Annotated in this window: 19 protein-coding genes and 2 pseudogenes; 11 read left to right on the forward strand and 10 right to left on the reverse strand. The window is 72.0% G+C overall.

Translation table 11 applies throughout. From position 1 onward, the window contains the following. Nucleotides 1-84: 84 nt before the first annotated feature. From AB0K02_RS00385 to coxB, 3 genes are read right to left on the reverse strand one after another with little or no spacing between them, the layout of a single operon-like run. Nucleotides 85-483: a cytochrome c oxidase subunit 4 gene (locus AB0K02_RS00385; protein WP_365990100.1), complete on the reverse strand. Its 399-nt coding sequence runs from the start codon at nt 481-483 to the stop codon at nt 85-87. Next, nucleotides 480-2,210, reverse strand: a complete 1,731-nt coding sequence (gene ctaD, locus AB0K02_RS00390; protein WP_365990101.1) for a cytochrome c oxidase subunit I — start codon at nt 2,208-2,210, stop codon at nt 480-482. The genes AB0K02_RS00385 and ctaD overlap by 4 nt, the downstream gene beginning before the upstream one ends. Further along, nucleotides 2,207-3,136 carry a cytochrome c oxidase subunit II gene (coxB, locus tag AB0K02_RS00395; RefSeq protein ID WP_365990102.1) on the reverse strand — a complete coding sequence of 310 codons (930 nt, stop codon included), beginning with the start codon at nt 3,134-3,136 and terminating at the stop codon, nt 2,207-2,209. Before coxB ends, ctaD begins: the two co-directional genes overlap by 4 nt. 329 nt (nt 3,137-3,465) lie before the next feature. Here coxB and AB0K02_RS00400 point away from each other — a divergent pair, with 329 nt between their 5' ends. Beyond that, nucleotides 3,466-4,848, forward strand: a complete 1,383-nt coding sequence (locus AB0K02_RS00400; protein WP_365990103.1) for an aminotransferase class V-fold PLP-dependent enzyme — start codon at nt 3,466-3,468, stop codon at nt 4,846-4,848. A gap of 73 nt (nt 4,849-4,921) precedes the next feature. On the opposite strand, the gene AB0K02_RS00405 is transcribed toward AB0K02_RS00400, so the two are convergent. Beyond that, nucleotides 4,922-5,896: a carbohydrate kinase family protein gene (locus tag AB0K02_RS00405; protein ID WP_365990104.1), complete on the reverse strand. Its 975-nt coding sequence runs from the start codon at nt 5,894-5,896 to the stop codon at nt 4,922-4,924. 128 nt (nt 5,897-6,024) lie between these two features. Here AB0K02_RS00405 and AB0K02_RS00410 point away from each other — a divergent pair, with 128 nt between their 5' ends. Both AB0K02_RS00410 and AB0K02_RS00415 read left to right on the forward strand, forming a co-directional pair. Continuing rightward, nucleotides 6,025-6,231, forward strand: coding sequence for a hypothetical protein (locus AB0K02_RS00410; RefSeq protein ID WP_365990105.1), 207 nt, complete (start codon nt 6,025-6,027; stop codon nt 6,229-6,231). Nucleotides 6,232-6,331: 100 nt separating this feature from the next. Then, nucleotides 6,332-7,807 carry a hypothetical protein gene (locus AB0K02_RS00415; protein WP_365990106.1) on the forward strand — a complete coding sequence of 492 codons (1,476 nt, stop codon included), beginning with the start codon at nt 6,332-6,334 and terminating at the stop codon, nt 7,805-7,807. 88 nt (nt 7,808-7,895) lie between these two features. Here the strand turns inward: AB0K02_RS00415 and AB0K02_RS00420 are convergent, their stop codons facing one another. Continuing rightward, nucleotides 7,896-8,252: an iron-sulfur cluster assembly accessory protein gene (locus tag AB0K02_RS00420; RefSeq protein WP_365990108.1), complete on the reverse strand. Its 357-nt coding sequence runs from the start codon at nt 8,250-8,252 to the stop codon at nt 7,896-7,898. A 244-nt stretch (nt 8,253-8,496) separates the two neighbouring features. Here AB0K02_RS00420 and nadA point away from each other — a divergent pair, with 244 nt between their 5' ends. Next, on the forward strand, nt 8,497-9,693 hold the full coding sequence (gene nadA / locus AB0K02_RS00425) for a quinolinate synthase NadA (protein WP_177153578.1): 1,197 nt from the start codon (nt 8,497-8,499) through the stop codon (nt 9,691-9,693). Nucleotides 9,694-9,807: 114 nt separating this feature from the next. On the opposite strand, the gene AB0K02_RS00430 is transcribed toward nadA, so the two are convergent. The 4 genes and pseudogenes from AB0K02_RS00430 to AB0K02_RS00445 form a co-directional block, all read right to left on the reverse strand. Then, nucleotides 9,808-10,494 carry a response regulator transcription factor gene (locus AB0K02_RS00430; RefSeq protein ID WP_365990109.1) on the reverse strand — a complete coding sequence of 229 codons (687 nt, stop codon included), beginning with the start codon at nt 10,492-10,494 and terminating at the stop codon, nt 9,808-9,810. Further along, nucleotides 10,491-11,720: a sensor histidine kinase gene (locus AB0K02_RS00435; RefSeq protein ID WP_365990110.1), complete on the reverse strand. Its 1,230-nt coding sequence runs from the start codon at nt 11,718-11,720 to the stop codon at nt 10,491-10,493. The genes AB0K02_RS00430 and AB0K02_RS00435 overlap by 4 nt, the downstream gene beginning before the upstream one ends. 167 nt (nt 11,721-11,887) lie before the next feature. Further along, a pseudogene (locus AB0K02_RS00440) lies at nt 11,888-12,160 on the reverse strand (hypothetical protein); the annotation flags it as partial. Between the two features lie 24 nt (nt 12,161-12,184). Further along, nucleotides 12,185-12,976: a PspA/IM30 family protein gene (locus tag AB0K02_RS00445; protein WP_365990111.1), complete on the reverse strand. Its 792-nt coding sequence runs from the start codon at nt 12,974-12,976 to the stop codon at nt 12,185-12,187. Nucleotides 12,977-13,257: 281 nt separating this feature from the next. Here AB0K02_RS00445 and AB0K02_RS00450 point away from each other — a divergent pair, with 281 nt between their 5' ends. The 3 genes from AB0K02_RS00450 to AB0K02_RS00460 all read left to right on the forward strand — a co-directional run bounded on the left by AB0K02_RS00450 (nt 13,258) and on the right by AB0K02_RS00460 (nt 15,922). Continuing rightward, nucleotides 13,258-13,854, forward strand: coding sequence for a DUF3043 domain-containing protein (locus AB0K02_RS00450; RefSeq protein ID WP_365990112.1), 597 nt, complete (start codon nt 13,258-13,260; stop codon nt 13,852-13,854). Nucleotides 13,855-13,934: 80 nt separating this feature from the next. After that, a complete protein-coding gene (locus tag AB0K02_RS00455) occupies nt 13,935-14,660 on the forward strand; it encodes a methyltransferase domain-containing protein (RefSeq protein ID WP_365990113.1) in 726 nt (241 codons plus the stop codon). A gap of 176 nt (nt 14,661-14,836) precedes the next feature. Beyond that, nucleotides 14,837-15,922 (forward strand): trypsin-like peptidase domain-containing protein, encoded by a 1,086-nt coding sequence (locus AB0K02_RS00460; protein ID WP_365990114.1) that lies wholly within the window; start codon nt 14,837-14,839, stop codon nt 15,920-15,922. A 114-nt stretch (nt 15,923-16,036) separates the two neighbouring features. Here the strand turns inward: AB0K02_RS00460 and AB0K02_RS00465 are convergent, their stop codons facing one another. Further along, entirely contained in the window at nt 16,037-16,240 is a 204-nt protein-coding gene (locus tag AB0K02_RS00465; protein WP_177153585.1) for a hypothetical protein, read from the reverse strand. 91 nt (nt 16,241-16,331) lie between these two features. Here AB0K02_RS00465 and AB0K02_RS00470 point away from each other — a divergent pair, with 91 nt between their 5' ends. The 4 genes and pseudogenes from AB0K02_RS00470 to AB0K02_RS00485 form a co-directional block, all read left to right on the forward strand. After that, nucleotides 16,332-17,531 carry a bifunctional adenosylcobinamide kinase/adenosylcobinamide-phosphate guanylyltransferase gene (locus AB0K02_RS00470; protein WP_365990115.1) on the forward strand — a complete coding sequence of 400 codons (1,200 nt, stop codon included), beginning with the start codon at nt 16,332-16,334 and terminating at the stop codon, nt 17,529-17,531. An 846-nt stretch (nt 17,532-18,377) separates the two neighbouring features. Beyond that, on the forward strand, nt 18,378-19,475 hold the full coding sequence (cobT, locus tag AB0K02_RS00475; protein ID WP_365990116.1) for a nicotinate-nucleotide--dimethylbenzimidazole phosphoribosyltransferase: 1,098 nt from the start codon (nt 18,378-18,380) through the stop codon (nt 19,473-19,475). Between the two features lie 84 nt (nt 19,476-19,559). Continuing rightward, entirely contained in the window at nt 19,560-21,353 is a 1,794-nt protein-coding gene (locus AB0K02_RS00480; protein ID WP_365990117.1) for a phosphatidylglycerol lysyltransferase domain-containing protein, read from the forward strand. Beyond that, nucleotides 21,350-21,976 (forward strand): annotated as a pseudogene (locus AB0K02_RS00485) (hypothetical protein); the annotation flags it as partial. The gene AB0K02_RS00480 and the pseudogene AB0K02_RS00485, both read left to right, overlap by 4 nt. Between the last annotated feature and the right edge of the window lie 10 nt (nt 21,977-21,986).

Raw genomic sequence — 21,986 nt, forward strand, 5'->3', positions numbered from 1 at the left:
TGGATGACTCCAAACGAGGGGCCCGGATCCGCCTCCTTTGGAGTGAAGGGGATCCGGGCCCGACGTGTCGCGCTTGACGCGGCGCTACTGGTTCTGGTTCTCGCCGCGGTAGTACTCGAACACCCAGCCGAAGATGCCGATCAGGATCAGCGGCAGGGAGAAGTACAGGAGCCACCAGCCGATGGCGACGCCGAGGAAGGCGAGCGCACCGCCGATCGCCAGCGAGAGCGGCTGCCAGCTGTGCGGGGAGAAGAAGCCCACCTCGCCGGCCTCGTCCGCCACATCGGCTTCCTTGTTGTCCTGGGCCATGGCGTCCACCCGCCGGGCCGTGAAGGCCAGGTAGTAGCCGATCATGACGCTCAGGCCGAAGGCCAGGAAGAGCGCGGTGGTTCCGGCCGGCTCCTTCGACCACACGCCGTACAGCACGGCCATGGCCAGGATGAAGACGCTCAGCCAGAGGAACATCTTGCCCTGGATCTTCACTTGCTCGCCTCCTTCGTCACGCCGGCCGGGACGCCACCGTGCTCGAGCTGGTCGAGAGCCGCGATCTCAGGGTGGTGCAGGTCGAACGCGGGGGATTCGCTGCGGATGCGCGGCAGCGTGAGGAAGTTGTGCCGCGGCGGCGGGCAGGACGTGGCCCACTCCAGCGAGCGGCCGTATCCCCAGGGGTCGTCGACCTCGATCTGCTTGCCGTACTTCGCCGTCTTCCAGACGTTGTACATGAAGGGCAGGATCGACAGGCCCAGCAGGAACGAGCTGATCGTGGAGATCGTGTTCAGCGCGGTGAAGCCGTCGGCGGCGAGGTAGTCCGCGTAACGACGCGGCATGCCCTCGGCACCGAGCCAGTGCTGGACGAGGAACGTGCCGTGGAAGCCGATGAACAGCGTCCAGAACGTGATCTTGCCGAGCCGCTCGTCGAGCATCTTGCCCGTGAACTTCGGCCACCAGAAGTGGAATCCGGCGAACATCGCGAAGACCACGGTGCCGAAGACGACGTAGTGGAAGTGCGCGACGACGAAGTACGAGTCGGAGACGTGGAAGTCCATCGGCGGCGAGGCCAGGATGACGCCGGTCAGACCACCGAAGGTGAAGGTGACCAGGAAGCCGATGGTCCAGAGCATCGGTGTCTCGAAGGACAGCGAGCCCTTCCACATCGTGCCGATCCAGTTGAAGAACTTCACACCGGTCGGGACCGCGATGAGGAATGTCATGAAGGAGAAGAACGGCAACAGCACGCCGCCGGTGACGTACATGTGGTGCGCCCACACCGTCACGGACAGACCGGCGATCGCGATGGTCGCGCCCACCAGACCGATGTAACCGAACATCGGCTTGCGGGAGAAGACCGGGATGATCTCCGAGACGATGCCGAAGAACGGCAGGGCGATGATGTACACCTCGGGGTGGCCGAAGAACCAGAAGAGGTGCTGCCACAGCAGGGCGCCGCCGTTGGAGGCGTCGAAGATGTGCGATCCGAACTTGCGGTCCGCCTCCAGGGCGAACAGCGCGGCCGCGAGGACCGGGAAGGCGAGCAGGACCAGCACACCGGTCAGCAGCACGTTCCAGGTGAAGATCGGCATCCGGAACATCGTCATGCCGGGGGCGCGCATGCAGATGATCGTGGTGATGAAGTTGACCGAGCCGAGGATCGTGCCGAAACCGGAGAAGGCCAGACCCATGATCCACATGTCGGCGCCGACACCCGGCGAGCGGACGGCGTCCGACAGCGGGGAGTAGGCGAACCAGCCGAAGTCGGCCGCACCCTGGGGGGTGAGGAAGCCGGCCACCGCGATCAGCGAGCCGAAGAGGTACAGCCAGTACGCGAACATGTTCAGCCGCGGGAACGCCACGTCGGGCGCGCCGATCTGCAGCGGCATGATCCAGTTCGCGAATCCGGCGAACAGCGGCGTCGCGAACATCAGCAGCATGATCGTGCCGTGCATCGTGAACGCCTGGTTGAACTGCTCGTTCGACATGATCTGCGTGCCGGGACGGGCCAGTTCGGCGCGCATGAAGAGCGCCATCAGGCCACCGATGCAGAAGAAGACGAACGAGGTGACGAGGTACAGCGTGCCGATCGTCTTGTGGTCGGTGGTCGTCAGCCACTTCACGACGACGTTGCCGGGCTGCTTGCGCCGGACCGGCAGCTCGTTCTCGTACGAGTCTTCATCTGCCGCGGCGGCACCCTGGGGTTCGTTGAGGATGCTCACAGTTGGTTCTTCTCCGCATTCCTGGCCGGGTCCGTCTGCTCAATGCCCGACGGGATGAAGCCGGTCTGCCCCTTCTCGGCAAGCTCCTTCAGGTGCTGCTGGTAGCGCTCCGGGGAGACGACCTTGACGTTGAAGAGCATCCGGGAGTGGTCCACGCCGCAGAGCTCGGCGCACTTGCCCAGGAAGGTGCCCTCCCGGTTCGGGGTGACCTCGAAGACGTTGGTGTGGCCGGGGATGACGTCCTGCTTGAACAGGAAGGGGACCACCCAGAAGGAGTGGATGACGTCGCGAGAGGTCAGGACGAACCGGACCTTCTCTCCCTCGGGGAGCCACAGCGTCGGGCCCGGGTTGCCCGTCTGCGGGTTCCGGGTGCCGGGGATGCCGGCGTCGTAGACGCCCTCGGCACCCTCGGGGAAGCTCTCCTGGTACTTGTCCGGAACGGCGTCGAGTTCCTTGGGGACCTCGACTCCGGTCTTGGCGTCGCCGTCGACGTTCTCGATGTAGTTGAAGCCCCAGCTCCACTGGTAGCCGACCACGTTGATGGTGTGGGCGGGCTTTTCCGAGAGGGCGAGCAGCTTCGACTCGTCACGCGCGGTGAAGTAGAAGAGCACCGAAACGATGATGATCGGGACCACGGTGTACAGCGCCTCGATGGGCATGTTGTACCGGGTCTGCGGAGGGACCTCCACCTTGGTGCGGCTGCGCCGGTGGAAGAACATGCTCCACAGGATCAGACCCCACACCAGCACACCCGTGGCGAGCGCTGCCGCCCACGAGCCCTGCCAGAGGGAGAGGATCCGCGGGGCCTCCTCCGTCACCGGGGTGGGCATGCCCAGCCGGGGGAAGTCCTCCCAGTTGTAGGAACAACCGGAGGCGGTAGCCAGGATCAGGCCCGCAGTCAGCACCTGCGGCAGCTTCCGCCGCATCGGGCGCCGCGACGTGGGGGTACCACCCGCGCCTTGGCTGCGGGGGAGGTCGGAGCCGTTGGGACTCACGTAGCGCCTTCCCGAGAGTCTCGGCCCGCGCGACCGGCTGCGGCCGTCTCGCTGGTCGGTCGCCGGCCCTGACGCGGGCAGGGGTTTGGATGTTTATGCGGACCAAACCCTACTGGACGCCATTTGGGGTCGCGCGGGGAGGGTGCCCAACGCGCCGTCCGGCACCCCGAAGGGATGGAAAGCCGGGTCCCGAGGCCCGGAATGCACCGCTCCGACCCCCATCTGACGCTCCCTTTCCTGTCCGGAGTTAGCGTGAGGACGTGCCCTACTTCGATGCCGCTTCCTCCGCTCCCCTGCACCCCGTCGCACGTCAGGCCCTGCAGGCCTCGCTCGACGAGGGCTGGGCCGACCCGGCCCGGCTCTACCGCGAGGGGCGGCGGGCGAGACTGCTCCTGGACGCCGCCCGGGAGGCGGCCGCGGAGGCCGTCGGCTGCCGCCCGGACGAGATCGTCTTCACTCCTTCGGGCACGCACGCCCTTCACTCGGGGATCTCGGGCGCGCTCGCCGCGCGTCGGCGTGTCGGCCGCCACCTCGTGGTGTCCTCCGTCGAGCACTCCGCCGTGCTGCACGCGGCGGCCTCGTGGGAGTCGGCCGGCGGGTCGGTGACGGAGGTGGGGGTGGACCGGCTCGGCTCGGTGTCCGCCGACGAGTTCGCCGCCGCCCTCGGCACCGGGACGGCCCTGGCCTGTCTCCAGTCCGCCAACCACGAGGTGGGCACCGAGCAGCCGGTCGGCGCGGTGGCCGCCGCCTGCCGGGAGGCGGGCGTGCCGCTGCTGGTGGACGCGGCGCAGTCCCTGCCGTGGGGGCCGGTGGAGGGCGACTGGTCGCTGCTGGCCGCGAGCGCGCACAAGTGGGGCGGTCCGGCGGGGGTCGGGCTGCTCGCGGTGCGCAAGGGTGTCCGGTTCGCCCCGCAAGGTCCCGTCGACGAGCGGGAGTCGGGGCGCGCGCCGGGCTTCCAGAACATCCCGGCGATCGTGGCGGCGGCGGCGTCGCTGCGCGCGGTCCGTGCGGAGGCGGCGGAGCAGGCCGTACGCCTGCGGGCCCTGGTGGACCTGATCCGCACCCGGGTGCCGGAGCTCGTGCCCGACGTGGAGGTGGTCGGCGACCCGGTGCGGCGGCTCCCCCATCTGGTGACCTTCTCCTGTCTCTATGTCGACGGAGAGACAGTGCTGCACGAGCTGGACCGTGCGGGCTACTCGGTGTCGTCCGGTTCGTCGTGCACCAGCAGCACGCTGACGCCGAGCCATGTGCTGCGGGCGATGGGAGCGCTGTCGGAGGGGAACGTCCGGGTGTCGCTTCCGCTCGGTACGACCTCCGAGGAGGTGGACGGCTTCCTGGAGGTGCTGCCGGGGGTGGTGTCGTCGGTCCGCGAGCGGCTCGGCGCGCCGGCGCCCTCGGCGGAGCCGTCCGGCTCCCACGCGTCGCTCGTCGTGGACGCGCTGGGCAGGAGGTGCCCCGTCCCGGTCATCGAGCTGGCGAAGGTGATCGGCGACGTGCCGGTCGGCGCGACGGTGACGGTGCTCTCGGACGACGAGGCGGCCCGGCTGGACATCCCGGCGTGGTGCGGGATGCGGGGCCAGGAGTACGTGGGGGAACGGGAGGCGGAGGTGGGGGTGGCGTACGTGGTGCGCCGCCGCGCATAGGTCTTTGCGCGGCGGCGCGACTCGTCGGCGCGCCGCCCAGCGGTCAGGACCGGTGGGCAGCGCCTCGCGGGGGTCAGGACAGGTGGGCGTGGACCTCGGAGGCCGCCTCGTCGCCGTACGCCTTGGTGAAGCGCTCCATGAAGTGCGCGCGCCGCAGCGTGTACTCCTGCGTGCCCAGCGTCTCGATCACCAGCGTCGCCAGCATGCAGCCCACCTGCGCCGCCCGCTCGTGGTCCACACCCCACGACAGGCCCGACAGGAAGCCGGCCCTGAACGCGTCGCCCACGCCCGTCGGGTCGACCTTGGCGTCCTCCTCCGGGCAGCCGACCTCGATCGTCTCCTCGCCCGCCGCCTCGATGCGGACGCCCCGGGAGCCGAGCGTGGTGACGCGGTGGCCGACCCTCGCCAGGATCTCCGCGTCGGTCCAGCCGGTCTTGGACTCGATGAGGCCCTTCTCGTACTCGTTGGAGAACAGGTACGCGGCACCGTCCAGCAGTATCCGGATCTCGTCGCCGTCCATGCGCGCGATCTGCTGCGAGAAGTCCGCGGCGAACGGGATGGCGCGGGAGCGGCACTCCTCCGTGTGGCGCAGCATCGCCTCCGGGTCGTCCGCGCCGATCAGGACCAGGTCCAGGCCGCCCACCCGGTCGGCCACGGACTTGAGCTCGATCTGGCGCGCCTCGCTCATCGCGCCCGTGTAGAAGGAGCCGATCTGGTTGTGGTCGGCGTCCGTGGTGCACACGAAGCGGGCGGTGTGCAGGACCTCGGAGATGCGCACCGAGGCGGTGTCCACGCCGTGGCGGTCGAGCCAGGCGCGGTACTCGTCGAAGTCCGAGCCGGCCGCGCCGACCAGGATCGGCCCGGTGCCCAGCTGGCCCATGCCGAAGCAGATGTTCGCCCCGACACCGCCCCTGCGCACATCGAGGTTGTCGACGAGGAAGGACAGGGAGACCGTGTGCAGCTGGTCCGCGACGAACTGGTCGGCGAAGCGGCCGGGGAAGGTCATGAGGTGATCGGTGGCGATGGAGCCGGTGACTGCGATACGCACGGTGAGGCGCTCCTGGGGCGGGTTGGCAGTGACAGTCCACGCTACCGGGTCCCGGACCCGTTCCCTGGGCGGAAACTACCCGATAGTAGGGCTTTTTTCCGTCAGTCCCCGGTGCGTACGGTGCCGCTATGACCAAGCACATCGCCGCGCGCGAGTCGCGGGAGTCCGAGATGAGTCTCGACCAGCTGCGCGGTGACTGCGCGCGCATGGCACCGCACTGGGTCGTCCCCGCGGTGAAGGCGCCCGCGCCCGTGCACCACTCGCTCATCCACGGGGTCGTGGTGCCTCCCGCATCCGCCCGGCTCCTGGACGCGATGTCCGACTACGGCGACTGATCCGGCGACCCGGCCGGGCGACGCGAGGGAACCACACGCTCCCCCGCTCCGTCCCATCCGTGCCCTCCGCAGCAGGAGGCACGAGACAAGGAGCGATGCGGTGAGCAGCACGGACAAGACGCACGACAGCCCCCGCCACCGGCGTTCCCCCCTCGTCGTCGCCTCCGTGGCGGCGGCAGTGCTGGTCGCCGGGGGAGGCGGGGCGTACGTCGCGACCACCGGCGTGGGCAGCGGCAGCGACACGGCGGCGGACGCCGGGAGCGACGCCGGCAAGGGCGGACCCGCTCCGCTGCTCTCCCTGGACATGCCGGGGAGCGTCGACGGCGGTGCGGGCTCCATCGCTCCCGGCGAGCCCGACCCGAACGGCGGCGGCGTGGTCTACCGCGCCGCGGGCGACCTGCCCGAGGGGCCCGAGCGGGCGGCCGTGCACCGGGCGGCCGGCTCGGTGACGGAGGCCGAGATCGCGCGGCTGGCGAAGGCGCTCGGTGTGGCGGGTCCCCCGCGGTCGGCCGGTGCGGTCTGGAAGACCGGGTCAGACAAGGACGGCGCGGGCCCCCTCCTCCAGGTGAACAAGGACGCTCCGGGCACCTGGACCTTCGCCCGCTACGGGGCCGCGCCCGGAGGCGACGACTGCCCGAAGGGCAAGGACTGTCCGGCAGGCGGTTCCGTCGCGCGGGGCGAGCCCGGACCGGCGGTCGACGAGGCGGCGGCGAAGAAGGCGGCGGCGCCGGTGCTGGCCGCGGCCGGCCAGGACGACGCGAAGCTCGACGCCCGCCAGCTGATGGGCGCGGTACGGGTGGTGAACGCGGACCCGGTGGTGGGAGGCCTGCCCACGTACGGCTGGACCACCGGCATCCAGGTCGGCGCGGACGGTCAGGTCGTGGGCGGCAGCGGGCAGCTGAAGAAGCCCGTGAAGTCCCACACCTATCCGGTGATCTCCGCCGACGAGGCGGTGAAGGCGCTCAACGAGGCCGGGAAGGGCGGCGGGCCGGTCGGCATCGGCGGCTGCGCGACGCCCGTACCGCACAAGGACGACGTCCGCACGGGCGAGCGGCCCGACGCTCCGTGCGATCCGGCGGCCGGCACCCCCGCGCCGGAGGAGCTGACGATCGAGAAGGCCGTCTTCGGTCTGGCGGCGCAGTACGTGGACGGGCGGCAGGCGCTGGTGCCGTCCTGGCTGTTCCAGGTGACGGCCAAGGGCCAGGCCGAGCCGTTCACGGTCACGCATCCCGCGGTGGAGCCGGCGTATCTCAAGCCCGCGGAGCCGCCGCAGAAGGACGTCACGCCGAGCGACCCGGAGACGAAGGTCCCGTCACCGCCTGCCATCTCGTACAGCGCCGAGGGCAGGACGCTGAAGGTGACGTTCTGGGGCGGGGTGTGCAGCGACTACGAGGCGCGGGCGACCGAGAGCGCCGACGAGGTGCGGGTCGAGATCGTCGAGCCGCGTCCGGACCCCGACCGGGTGTGCATCGCCATGGCCAAGGAGCTGACGGAGTCGGTGACGCTGGACGCGCCCCTCGACGACCGGAAGGTCGTGGACGCGAGCACGGGCAAGGCGCTGCCCCGGAAGGGATAGCCGCGACAGGAGGCACGGCCCGCGTACGGCGAAGGCGGCGGTCCCGGAATCGGAGCCGCCGCCTTTCGCCGAGCGAGGACGGGATGTCTCAGCTGAACGAGTCGCCGCAGGCGCAGGAGCCCGTCGCGTTCGGATTGTCGATCGTGAAGCCCTGCTTCTCGATGGTGTCGACGAAGTCGATCGACGCACCGCCCAGGTACGGGGCGCTCATGCGGTCGGTGACGACCTTGACGCCGCCGAAGTCCTTGACGACGTCGCCGTCGAGCGAACGCTCGTCGAAGAACAGCTGGTAGCGCAGACCGGAGCAGCCGCCGGGCTGAACAGCGACGCGCAGCGCCAGATCGTCACGGCCTTCCTGGTCCAGCAGGGCCTTGACCTTGGCCGCGGCGGCGTCGGACAGGAGGATGCCGTCGCTCACGCTGGTGGTCTCGTCCGATACGGACATCTGCTTCTCTCCCGGGTAGTACGGAGCCTGCTTGCCGACGGGTGCAACCGGCCGGGTCCCGGATTCATTCCGGGTGAGCCCTAGTCTTTCCCTTTCATGCTCGCACACCTGGTCGGCGCAAGGCACCGACCTGTGGAGAGGGGATGCGTCACATCGACGCTATGGCCATCGTCAAAGTGACGTGAACCGGTTATGATAGATAGCGTCAAATAGACGAGAAGGCCCTCTGTCAGACGAAGAAAGGGTGCGTGTCGTGACCACCGCCCCAACCCGCCCCGAGCTCGACGTCCAGCCGACGCCGCTCGCCCTTCTGCTGCTCGGCCGCGAGGCCGACCCCCGCAGCGAGCGCGGTGTCGAGTGCCCCGGCGACCTGCCCTCGCCGTCCGACCCGGACCTGGTGGAGCGCGCCCGCGCGGCCAAGGAGAAGCTCGGCAGCAAGGTCTTCGTCCTCGGGCACCACTACCAGCGTGACGAGGTCATCCAGTTCGCGGACGTCACCGGTGACTCCTTCAAGCTGGCCAAGGACGCCGCGGCGCGGCCGGAGGCCGAGTACATCGTCTTCTGCGGTGTGCACTTCATGGCCGAGTCGGCGGACATCCTGACCACCGACGACCAGAAGGTCGTGCTGCCCGACCTCGCGGCCGGCTGCTCGATGGCCGACATGGCCACGGCCGAGCAGGTCGCCGAGTGCTGGGACGTGCTGACGGAGGCGGGCATCGCCGAGCAGGTCGTTCCCGTGTCGTACATGAACTCCTCGGCCGACATCAAGGCGTTCACCGGCAAGCACGGCGGCACGATCTGTACGTCGTCGAACGCGAAGCGGGCGCTGGACTGGGCCTTCGAGCAGGGCGAGAAGGTCCTCTTCCTGCCCGACCAGCACCTGGGCCGCAACACCGCCGTCCGCGACATGGGGATGTCCCTGGACGACTGCGTGGTCTACAACCCGCACAAGCCGAACGGCGGGCTCACGGTCGAGCAGCTGCGCGACGCGAAGATGATCCTGTGGCGCGGGCACTGCTCGGTGCACGGCCGCTTCTCGCTGGACTCGGTCGACGACGTGCGCGAGCGGATCCCCGGGGTGAACGTGCTGGTGCACCCCGAGTGCAAGCACGAGGTCGTCGCGGCCGCGGACTACGTGGGCTCGACCGAGTACATCATCAAGACGCTGGAGGCGGCCCCGGCGGGCTCGAAGTGGGCGATCGGCACGGAGCTGAACCTGGTCCGTCGTCTGGCGAATCGTTTCGCGGACGAGGGAAAGGAGATCGTCTTCCTCGACAAGACGGTCTGCTTCTGCTCCACGATGAACCGCATCGACCTGCCGCATCTGGTGTGGGCGCTGGAGTCGCTGGCCGAGGGGAACCTGGTCAACCGCATCCAGGTCGACAAGGAGACGGAGAGCTTCGCGAAGCTGGCGCTGGAGCGGATGCTCGCGCTGCCGTAGCCGTTCGCCCGTACGCCGAGGGGCGCCCCGCCGGAAGGCGGAGCGCCCCTCGGCGTATGTCCGGTCCGTCCGGTCCAGGGCGTCGCCGCGGCCCCGTCCGGGGCGACGGGCGGGCTACTCCGCCCTCGGACGCACCAGTCCGGACTCGTACGCCGTGACCACCAGCTGGGCCCGGTCGCGGGCGCCGAGCTTCGCCATGGCCCGGTTCACGTGGGTCTTGACGGTGAGCGGGCTGACCTCGAGACGGTCGGCGATCTCGTCGTTGGAGTGCCCGCCGGCGACGAGCACCAGCACCTCGCGCTCGCGGCCGGTGAGGGCGGACAGCCGCTCGGAGTACGCGCCGGGCTCGGACGGGCCGTCGGAACGGCCGCCCTGGGCGAGGAACGTCGCGATCAGTCCTTTGGTCGCCGCCGGGGACAGCAGCGCGTCTCCGGCGGCGGCGACGCGGATCGCGTTCAGCAGCTCCTCGGGCTCGGCGCCCTTGCCGAGGAAACCCGAGGCGCCGGCGCGCAGCGACTGCACGACGTACTCGTCGACCTCGAACGTCGTCAGCATCACCACCCGTACGTGCGACAGGTCGGGGTCCGCGCTGATCATGCGGGTCGCGGCGAGCCCGTCCGTGCCGGGCATGCGGATGTCCATGAGGACGACGTCGGCGCGCGCGGAACGCGTGAGGGCGACGGCCTCCGCGCCGTCGGCCGCCTCGGCGACGACCTCCATGTCCGGCTCGGAGTCCACGAGGATCCTGAACGCGCTGCGCAGCAGCGTCTGGTCGTCGGCCAGCAGCACCCGGATGCTCATCGGTCCTCCCCCGCGCGGGCCGCCCGCGCATGCAGGGGCAGTATCGCCTGCACCCGGAAGCCGCCGCCGTAGCGGGGGCCCGCGGTCAGCACGCCACCGAGGGCGGCGACCCGTTCACGCATGCCGATCAGTCCGTGGCCGCCGCCGTCCGAGGGGGCCTGCCCGTCGACGCCGTTGTCGATGACGGTCACCTCCAGCGTGGAGCCGACGCGCACCACGCTCACCTCGGCCCTGGCCTCCGGGCCCGCGTGCTTGCGCACATTGGTCAGCGACTCCTGGATGATCCGGTACGCGGCGAGGTCGACGGCCGCGGGCGGTGTGACGCCGTCGTCGGCCCGGGCGACCTCGACGGGCAGTCCGGCCTGGCGGAAGGTGGCGACCAGTTCGTCGAGGACGGCGAGACCGGGGGCCGGTTCGGTGGGCGCCTCGGGGTCGCCGGACTGGCGCAGCAGGCCGACGGTGGCGCGCAGTTCGTTGAGCGCGGAGCGGCTCGCCTCACGGACGTGGGCGAGGGCCTCCTTGGCCTGGTCGGGCCGCTTGTCCATGACATGGGCGGCGACACCGGCCTGCACGTTGACCAGGGCGATGTGGTGGGCGACGACGTCGTGCAGGTCGCGGGCGATGCGCAGCCGCTCCTCGGCGACGCGGCGTCCGGCCTCCTCCTCGCGGGTCCGCTCGGCGCGCTCGGCTCTCTCCCGTATGGCGTCCACGAAGGCGCGGCGGCTGCGGACCGCGTCCCCCGCGGCGGCCGCCATGCCGGTCCAGGCGAAGATGCCGAGGTTCTCCTGGGTGTACCAGGGCGTGGAGCCGAAGGACATCGCGGCGCCGGTCAGCACGGCCATCGTCAGCAGCCCCACGCGCCAGGTCGTGGGCCGGTCCGTGGTGGACGCGACCGTGTAGAGGGCGATGACGGCGCTCATCGCGACGGGCGCGGCGGGATCGCCGGCCACGAGCTCGACGACGGACACGAGACCGGTCACGCCGAGCACGGCCATCGGCTCGCGCCGCCGGAAGACGAGGGCTCCCGCGGCGACGACCATCAGGACGGCGCTGCGGACCTCGGGGGTGCGGGTGCCGAAGGTGGGGCCGTGGGGGCCGTGCGGGTCGGCGAAGGACCCCGTGACCATGCAGGCGAGCACGGCGACCGCGAGCGCGGCGTCGAACGCCAGGGGGTGGTCGCGCAGCCAGCGCTGGGTCCGCAGGGCCCGGTCGGCGAGTGAGGTCACGTCCGGCTACGTTACGGGGTGTCCGGATCCGTCACCCAGGGCTCCGCCCCGGGCGCCCCACACCGCACGACGGGTGGTACGGGGCCCGGAGCCCGTCAGTCCGGGGGCTCCACCGGGGTCGGGTCGTCGGAGGGGGCCGTGCGGGGGGACTCCGTTTCCGGGGCCGCGGGGATCAGACCGTCCTCGCCCAGCAGCTCCCGGACCTCCTCCAGCGTCGCGTCCGGCGCGGGAAGGATCAGCTCGGACGGCTCCAGGGAAGCGTCGGGCAGCGGCTCGCCGAGTTCGCGGACCTTTTCGAGCAGCGCGTGCAGCGTCCGGCGGAAGCCGGTGCCGTCCCCGCTCTCCATCTCCGCGAGCAGCTCGTCGTCGAGCTTGTTCAGCTCCGGGAAGTGGCTGTCCGCCACCTCCCGCTGTCCCTCCCCCATGATCCGTACGATCATGACGAGTCCTCGTCTCGTGTGGGACTACTGCTTGTCGAACTTCGGGGTGCTCTGCTGCTGCGCCGCGTCCTGACGGCCCGCGCCGCCCTCGATCGCCTGCTGCTGGGCCGGGCCGCCGGCCAGCTCGGCCTTCATGCGCTGGAGCTCCAGCTCGACGTCCGTGCCGCCGGAGAGGCGGTCGAGCTCGGCCTGGATGTCGTCCTTCGCCAGGCCCGACTGATCGTCGAGGGCGCCGGAGGCGAGCAGCTCGTCGATCGCACCCGCCCTCGCCTGGAGCTGCGCGGTCTTGTCCTCGGCCCGCTGGATGGCGACGCCGACGTCGCTCATCTCCTCCGAGATGCCGGAGAAGGACTCGGCGATCCGCGTCTGCGCCTGGGCCGCGGTGTACGTCGCCTTGATCGTCTCCTTCTTCGTGCGGAAGGCGTCGACCTTGGCCTGCAGCCGCTGCGCGGCGAGCGTGAGCTTCTCCTCCTCGCCCTGCAGCGTCTGGTGCTGGGTCTCCAGGTCGGTCACCTGCTGCTGGAGCGCCGCGCGGCGGGAGAGCGCCTCGCGCGCCAGGTCCTCGCGGCCCAGCGCCAGCGCCTTGCGGCCCTGGTCCTCCAGCTTGGCGGACTGGCCCTGGAGCTGGTTGAGCTGGAGCTCGAGGCGCTTGCGGGAGGTGGCGACGTCCGCGACTCCGCGGCGGACCTTCTGCAGCAGCTCCAGCTGCTTCTGGTACGAGTAATCGAGGGTTTCGCGCGGATCCTCGGCCCGGTCAAGGGCCTTGTTCGCCTTCGCGCGGAAGATCATCCCCATACGCTTCATGACACCGCTCATGGGCTTCGCGCGCCCCCTTCTGACGGACTCGGCTTCACCACTCCAACAGAACCCACAGTACGGGCCCTGCATCCATTACCGCACTGTTCGAGTGCGGATGCGCTCCTCCCCAAGGACGACTGCGGACGGCTCCGATCCGGCCCAGGGAGTAGGTGATCGTCAGGGGCCCGTCACGCGCCGTCCGCTCTGTGGTGCTTGTGTCCTTTACGGACGCATGCCGTTGCGGGATCGTTCCCCGCCGGGGTGGGGTCCATGCCTGGCACCCCGTACCCTTGGGCTTTGTGTTCCGTAGCCGTTCCAAGGACGAGAAGGCCCCCACCGAAAAGGTGACGGCGGACCTCTCCAAGCAGCCCCGCGACCCCGAGGCCCCCAAGGGCCGCCCGACGCCGAAGCGCAGTGAGGCCCAGGGCCAGCGCCGCCGTGCGTCCAGTCCACCGCTGGACCGCAAGGAGGCGATGAAGCGCCAGCGTGAGGCCCGCCGTGCGGACCTGGCCAGGCAGCGCGAGGCCCTCGCCAGCGGTGACGAGCGCTATCTGCCCGCCCGCGACAAGGGCCCGGTGCGGCGCTTCGTGCGCGACTTCGTCGACTCCCGCTTCTGCATCGCCGAGTTCTTCCTGCCGCTCGCGGTGGTGATCCTCGTGCTGAGCATGATCCGGGTCGCCCAGTTGCAGAACATCGCCCTGCTGCTGTGGCTCGGCGTGATCGTGCTGATCGTCATCGACTCCATCGGTCTGGCGATCCGGCTCAAGAAGCAACTGCGTGAGCGCTTCCCGAACGAGCCGAAGCGCGGCGCTGTCGCGTACGGCCTGATGCGTACGCTCCAGATGCGCCGGCTGCGCCTCCCCAAGCCGCAGGTCAAGCGCGGAGAGCGGCCCTGAGGTCGCACTCCGCCGAGCCCGCGGGTTTCACGGGGGCGTCGGCCGAGTGGCTCGCGGGTGCGGGCGGACTGCGCAACACCGTGCGCCAGGAGCTCGTCGCCCGTCAGCTGGAGGAGCAGATCTCCGGCCGCTACCCGGTCGGGCAGCGGCTGCGGGTGCTCGACGTGGGCATGGGCCAGGGCACGCAGGCACTGCGGCTGGCGCGGGCCGGGCACGCGGTCACGGGCCTGGAGTCCGACCCGGTCATGCTGAAGGCGGCGCGTGACGCGCTCGCCGGTGAACCTGCCGGGATCCGCGAGCGGGTCCGGCTGATCGAGGGCGACGGGCGCGACACCGGCGTCCACTTCCTGCCGGGCAGCTTCGACGTGGTGCTGTGCCACGGGGTGCTCATGTACGTCGCCGACGCGGACGCGATGCTCGCCGGCCTGGCGCGGATGCTGGCGCCGGGCGGACTGCTGTCCCTGCTCGTGCGCAACGGCGACGCGCTGGCGATGCGGCCGGGGCTGGCCGGCGACTGGCCGGCGGCCAGGGCCGCGTTCGACACGGACATGTACACGAACCGGCTCGGGCTGACCGTACGGGCCGACCGGCTGGCGGCGCTGACGGAGACGCTCGAGGGGATCAACGCTCCGCTGCACGCGTGGTACGGGGTGCGGGTCTTCACGGACAACGTCGGCAACGACGTCGAGCTGCCCCCGGCGGAGGAGCTCCAGCAGCTGCTCGCCGCGGAGGAGCGGGCGGGGCGCGTCGACCCGTACCGGAGGGTGGCGGCGCTGCTGCACCTGTGCGGAGTGCGGCGGGCCTAGGGCGACGGTGGCGGGCCTGAGGGCGACGGGTCTCCAGCGGGCCCGCGGGCCCTCCCGCCGCGGGCCCTTGGCGACGCGGGCCCCCCGCCGCAGGCCCTTGGCTGCGCGGCCCGTCCGGCCCCTGATCGGCGGCTCCCGGCAGGCAGCCCCGGAGGGGCAAAAGGGATACTCCGGGCATGAGCCGCTCCCCGCGCCGCCGTCCGCCACGCCGCCTTCCGGTGCCCGCAGCGGCCGTGCTCTGCGCGGCCGCGCTCGTCGTCGGCTGCTCGCAGGCGTCACCGCCGCAGCGGTCCGAGCCGTCGGCCCGGGAGGAGGCGCACGCCATGGCGCCGACGGCCGCGAACGAGCTGGAGGACGACTACCTGGCCGTCATCGAGAACGTGCTCCCGTCGGTCGTGCAGATCGAGGCCGCAGAGCGCCTCGGCTCCGGGGTCGTCTACGACGACAAGGGACACATCGTCACCAACGCGCATGTGGTGGGCGACGCCCGGTCGTTCCGGGTGACGCTGGCCACGGGAGAGGCGCCGACGACGGCGCGGCTGGTCTTCTCGTACCCGGAACAGGATCTCGCGGTCATCCGCCTTCAGTCCGTGCCCGACGGTCTGAAGGCGGCGAAGTTCGGGGACTCCTCCACCGTCCAGGTCGGGCACATCGTGCTGGCCATGGGCTCGCCCCTGGGTCTGTCCAGCAGCGTCACGCAGGGCATCGTCTCGGGCGTCGGCCGGACGGTGAGCGAGACCGACCCGGCCGGCGGGACCGGGGCGACGATCGCCAACATGGTGCAGACCTCGGCCGCGATCAACCCGGGCAACAGCGGGGGCGCGCTGGTCAACATGGAGAGCGAGGTCATCGGCATCCCGACGCTCGCCGCGACGGACCCCGCGCTGGGCGAGGGGCAGGCGCCCGGCATCGGCTTCGCCATCCCGGTCTCGATGGTGCGCACGGTGGCCGACCAGATCATCAGGACGGGCCGGGTCACGGACTCGGGCCGGGCCGCACTCGGCATCACGGGCCGTACGGTCCTCGACGACGACTACACCCCCTCCGGTGTGGCGGTGGTCGAGGTCGTGGCGGGCGGTGCGGCGGAAGAGGCGGGGCTGCGGGCAGGCGACATCATCACCCGGGTCGGGAACGAGGAGATCACGACCATCACGTCGCTCGCGGAGGCGCTGGCCCCGCGGCAGCCGGGCGACAAGGTGACGGTGACGTACGAACGGGGCGGGTCGCGGCGCACGGCGGAGGTCACGCTGGGCGAGCTGTGACGTCAGCCCGGGGCCGTCGCGCCGGGTCCGTCGCCGCCCTGGGGTCGCGCGATTCCCGGCGGGGTACGGGCCGGGCCACGCCCTCGGCGTGGCCCGGAGCGCCGTCCGCCGGGGCTACGACGCGTGGAGGCTCATCGGGCCGTAGATCTTCGACCCGTCCTCCGACAGCACCACCTGGTCCGCCCCGCCCTCCTGGAGCTCCTTCCAGTGCTCACCGATCCACGACTCGGCGTCGCCCTGGGTGGTGAACTCCTCCGGCTCCACGGCCGGCTGCACCTCCGTACCGTCGGACTTCTCGAACCGCCACGTCCATGCCATGTGCGCCTCCGGGTCCTGGCAGCTGATCGGTTTGCTGCCCGCAGCGTAGCCGGGCGCGCACCCGCCGGGGGGACGCGGGAGGATCAGGGACGTGGAACTGACTCTGCTCGGCACCGGCGCGCCCGCCGGACTCCCCCGTCCCGACTGCCCGTGTGCCGTCTGCGCGACCGCTCGCGGCGCCGAGGCGCGCGCCGCCACCGCGCTGCTCGTGGACGGCGCGCTGCTGCTCGACCTCACACCGGGCGCCGCGCTGGCGGCCGCGCGGGCGGGGCATTCGCTCGTCGGCGTACGCCAGGTGCTGCTGACCCACCCGCACGACGGGCCGGCCGTCGATCTCCCGGCCGGGCTGCCGTCGGCCGGCCGGGTCCCGGACGGGCGGGAACTGACGCTGATCAGCGGTCACCGGGTGCGGGCGGTGTCGGTGGACCATCCCGGCACCGGATACGAGGTGACGTCACCGGAGGGCGAGCGGCTGCTGTACCTTCCGCCGGGTGCGGCTCCGGCCGGTCTGGCCGAGGGGCTGGCGGCGTACGAGATGGTCGTCGCCGATGTCATGGGGCGGCCCGACGCGGTGGCGCGGCTGCGGGCCGCCGGGGCGATCGGCTCCACGACCGACGTGATCGCCGTGCACCTGGACCACGACGTACCCGGCGGTCCCGAGCTGGCGCGGCGGCTGGCGGCCGCGGGGGCGCGGGCGGTGCCGGACGGGACGACGCTGATCGTCGGCGAGTACCACGCCGTCCCGGACGTGCCCCGGCGCACACTGGTGACGGGCGGGGCACGTTCGGGCAAGTCGCTGGAGGCCGAGCGGCGGCTGGAGGCGTTCCCGGACGTGCTCTACGTCGCGACCGGCGGGCGCCGCGAAGGTGACCCCGAGTGGGCGGCGCGGGTGGCCGCGCACCGCGAGCGGCGTCCGGGTTCGTGGCGGACGACCGAGACGTGCGACCTGGCGCCGCTCCTCGGCGAGGACGGGCCGCCGCTGCTGATCGACTGTCTGTCGCTGTGGCTGACCGACGCGATGGACCGGGCGGGGGCGTGGGACGACGAGCAATGGGCGGCGCACGGCGAGCGGACGCTGCGCGCGCGGACGGCCGAACTGGTCGCCGCGGTGCGGGAGACGAGCCGGACGGTGGTGGCGGTCACGAACGAGGTCGGCTCGGGCGTGGTCCCGGCGACGGCGTCGGGCCGCCGCTTCCGCGACGAACTGGGCCGCCTGAACGCGGCGTTCGCCGAGGAGTGCGAGCACGTGCTGCTGGTGGTGGCGGGGCAGGCGCTGCCCTTGCGGGGCTGAGGCGGGGCGCGTCGCGGGTGGGGGCGGTCCTGCCGGGCTCCGCCCCGGACCTGGCACCTGGGTCCCGCCGAGGCCTGGCGGCCGGGGGAGTGGCCCCGGCGACGCCAGGGGGCATGACCCCCAGCGGAACCTGAGCTGCCGGGGTGCCGACGGGCCGAAGCGGCTGGGGCAGCGCCGCCGGCGGGCCTTCCCCCACCCCGCCCCTTCCCGAAACCGAGGCTCCGCCCCGGACCCGGTACCGCGCTTCGCGCGGTGTTCGGGCTCCGCCCCCGCGTCACGCGCCTCAACCCCCCAGGCCCGGCGGCCTGGGCGGGGACCTGCTTCCCGTCACCGGGCTCCGCCCGGACCCGGCGCCTCGGTCGCCGTCGACGGAGTGGCGGGCGGGGGCCCCGGCGACGCCAGGGGGCATGACCCCCAGCGGAACCTGAGCTGCCGGGGCGCCGGGCGGGCCGAAGCGGCTGGGGCAGCGCCGCCGGCGGGCCTTCCCCCACCCCGCCCCTTCCCGAAACCGGGGTTCCGCCCCCGCGTCACGCGCCTCAACGCCCCCTACGGCCCGGCGGCCTGGGCGGGGACCTGCTTCCCGTCACCGGGCTCCGACCGGAGCCGGCGCCTCGGTCGCCGTCGACGGAGTGGCGGGTGGGGGTGGGGTCCCCGGCGACGCGGAGGCAATGGCACCGGCTGCCCGGGGGCCGGGCGCGGCTTCGCCTCGCACGACGTGCCGCGCTGCGCGTGGTGTACTCAAGCGCGCCGGACGGGCTGCGAAGCAGGCTCGTGAGGCGCGAGGCCCGGGGGCGGAGCCCCCGGTTGCGGGGAAGGGCGGGGTGGGGAAACGGTACTGTTCGGCGAATGAGCAGGCTGAATCTCGACGACTTCTCCGAACTGATCGAGCGCCCCGACAGCGGCATCCGGCGCGACGCCGAGGAACGGCGGGAGCGGCTGGTCGTGCCGCCCGGTTCGCTCGGGCGGCTCGACGAGCTGGGTGAGTGGCTCGCGGCCGCGCAGGCCGCCGTCCCCGTCAGGGCCATCGAGCAGCCGCGCGCCGTGCTGTTCGCCGGTGACCACGGCGTCGCCGAACTCGGGGTGTCCGGGCGGGAGTACGGGACCGCGCACGAGCTGGTGCGGGCCGTGCTGGAGGGCGTGAGCCCCGTCGCCGTGCTGGCCCGCCGCTCCGGCGTGCCGGTGCGGGTCGTCGACGCCGGACTGGACTGCGATCCGGGGCTGCTGCCCGAGGACGTCGTCAAGCACCGGGTGCGGCGCGGCAGCGGACGTATCGACATCGAGGACGCGCTGACCGTCGAGGAGGCCGAGCAGGCCGTACGCCTCGGCATGGCCATCGCCGACGAGGAGGCCGACTCCGGCACGGACCTGGTCGTCCTCGGCGACCTCAGCGTCGGTGGCACGACGGCCGCCGCCACCCTGATCGCCGCGCTGTGCGGCACGGACGCGTCCGTGGTCACCGGCCGCGGCGGGGCCGGGATCGACGACCTGGCCTGGATGCGCAAGTGCGCGGCGATCCGCGACGCGCTGCGCCGGGCGCGGCCGGTGCTGGGCGACCAGCTGGAGCTGCTCGCGACCGTCGGCGGGGCGGACCTCGCGGCGATGACCGGTTTCCTCCTGCAGTGCGCGGTGCGCCGGATGCCCGTCGTCCTCGACGGGGTCGTGGCGGCGGCGTGCGGTCTCGTGGGCCAGCGCGCGGCGTTCCGTTCGCCGGACTGGTGGCTCGCGGGTCAGCTCAGCGGCGAGCCGGCGCAGGCGAAGGCGCTGGACCGGCTGGCGCTCACCCCGCTGCTCGATCACGGCGTCAGCGTCGGCGAGGGAACGGGTGCGCTCCTCGCGCTCCCCCTGGTCCAGGCGGCCGCCGCCTTCGCGGCGGAGCTCCCCGAGCGAAAGGCCGAGACGGCCGGTGCGGCGGGCGGCAACGACGACGTGAGCGCGACGGACTGACGGTCCGGCGGACGCGGCCGCCCGACAGGACGGCGGCCGCAGCCCGCCCGTCATGACCTGTTGCGCCCCATATGATCCCGTTTCATGGGAGAAGTCCGTACGTCCGGTGACGAGCCCGGGCGCAGTACCGACCGCACACGGCGCAGCGCGGCATTCGCCGTCTGGTACCTGCGGGCCGTGACGTTCCTCAACTTCCTGGGCGCCGTGTGGGTGGCCTTCGGCCAGGACCTGCGCCGCCACAACACGGACGACCACTTCACCCCCTACCTGCTCACCGCCGGGTTCGCCACGGGCGTGTTCACCCTTTTCCTGGCCGTCACCATGCGGCGCCGCAAACGGGCGGCGTGGATCCTGAACCTCGTGCTCTGCGGGGTGTTCCTGCTGCTGTTCGCCGTCGCGATGACCTTCCCCGCCATCCGGCAGCACGCCCAGAACTGGGTCTCCCTCACGCTCAGCGCCGCCTTCATGGGCGCGCTGTTGCTCGGCCGCCGCGAGTTCTACGCGAAGGGCGACCGCTCCAACCCGAGGCTGGCCGCGGCCGTGGCCGTCGGCGGACTGCTGGTCACCTCCCTGCTGGCCACCGGTCTCGTGACCGTCACCAACACCTCCCCCCAGAGTTCGACCTTCCTGGAGCGCTGGCGCTACGGCGCGATGCGGCTCGTGTCCGTCGCCGTCGACGACGACCGCTTCCCGGCGATCGTCACGCCCGGCTGGGCGGACGTCGTCATCAACGTCATGTCCACCCTGCTGCTGCTCGCCGTGCTGTACGCCGCGTTCCGTTCGCTCCGGGCCGTCGACCCGCTCACCGAGGACGACGAGGCGAGGCTGCGCACCCTGCTGGAGCGGCACGGCGAGCGGGACTCCCTGGGCTATTTCGCGCTGCGCCGCGACAAGTCCGTCGTGTGGTCGCCGACCGGCAAGGCGGCCGTGGCGTACCGCGTGGTGGGCGGCGTCTCGCTCGCGTCGGGCGACCCGATCGGCGACCCGGAGGCGTGGCCCGGCGCGATCGGCCCCTGGCTGGCCGAGGCACGCGAGCACGGCTGGATCCCGGCGGTGATCGAAGCGGGCGAGGAGGCGGGCACCGTGTACGCACGGCACGGCATGGACGCCCTGGAACTCGGCGACGAGGCGATCGTCGACACCGGCGACTGGGGACCCGGGGGTCGCGCCCCCGGAAAGAGCGGCATGCTGGAGGGCCGGGCGATGCGCACCGTGCGCCAGGCGTACAACCGGGTCCGGCGCGCCGGGTACCGGGTGCGGATCCGCCGTCACGAGGACATCCCCGAACCGGAGATGCGTGAGCTGCTGCGGCGTGCCGACGAGTGGCGCGACGGCGCCACCGAACGCGGGTTCTCGATGGCGCTGGGGCGGCTCGGCGACCCGGCGGAAGGGCGTTGCGTGATGCTCGAGTGCACGGACGGCGAGGGCGAGCTCAAGGCTCTGCTGAGCTTCGTTCCCTGGGGGCCGAAGGGGCTGTCGCTGGATCTCATGCGGCGCGACCGCGAGGCGGAGAACGGACTGACGGAGTTCACGGTCATCGAACTCCTCCAGCGTGCCGAAGAGATCGGGATCACTCAGGTGTCGCTCAACTTCGCGATGTTCAGGTCGGTCTTCGAACGGGGCTCGAAGCTCGGTGCGGGACCGGTGCTGAGGCTGTGGCGTTCACTGCTCGGCTTCTTCTCCCGCTGGTGGCAGATCGAGTCGCTCTACCGGGCCAACGCCAAGTACCGACCGATCTGGGAGCCGCGATTCATGCTCTTCGAGAAAAGCGCCGATCTGCTGCGCATCGGCGTCGCAGCCGCCCGCGCCGAGGGGTTCCTGGGAGCCCCTCGACTGCTCGACCGGCTGCACCGCCGGCATCCGGAGAGCGGCCGGTGAGCACGGCGTCCGTTGCCGCCGCCGCGCGCCGTGAGTGGGGCACGCTGTACGCCACGGTCCGCACCGCCCTTGCCCTCAGGCGGTGGCGGGCGGTCGTGCTCACCCTCGTCTCCGTCGGGCTCACCGCCTTCTTCTACGTACTCCAGCACCGGCCCTGGGGCCTGCGGCTGGTCCACGACATCGGCTTCGTCCGGGCGGAGGACCCGCTGTGGCTCGCCCTGCTGCGTACACCGCTGTCGCTGTTCGTGCCGGCGCTGGATTTGCCCGTATGGGGTGCGCTGGCGCAGATCCTGCTGGTGTTCGGCATCGCGGAGCTGAGTCTGGGGCGGTGGCGCACGCTGGTCGTCGCGTACGTGTCGACGCTGGCCGGGACGACGTACGCGCGGATCGGTGTCGCGGTGGGCCCGGACGGGCCGTTCGGGCTGCCCGCCTCGGACGCGCGGATCGTGGACACCGGGCCGTCGGCGGCGGTGGTCGGCCTCGCGGTGTTCGTCTGCCACCGCTACGGGGCGTGGTTCACGGCGGGTCTGGTGGTCGTGGCGATGATCGTCGAAGTGATCGTCAAGCCGAACCTCGCGGGCAAGGAGCACCTGGCGGCGATCGGCGCGGTGCTGGTGGTGTGCGGGGCGGACG

Origin of the sequence: Streptomyces sp. NPDC049597 (genome assembly GCF_040675505.1) — a bacterium.
Classification (GTDB): domain Bacteria; phylum Actinomycetota; class Actinomycetes; order Streptomycetales; family Streptomycetaceae; genus Streptomyces.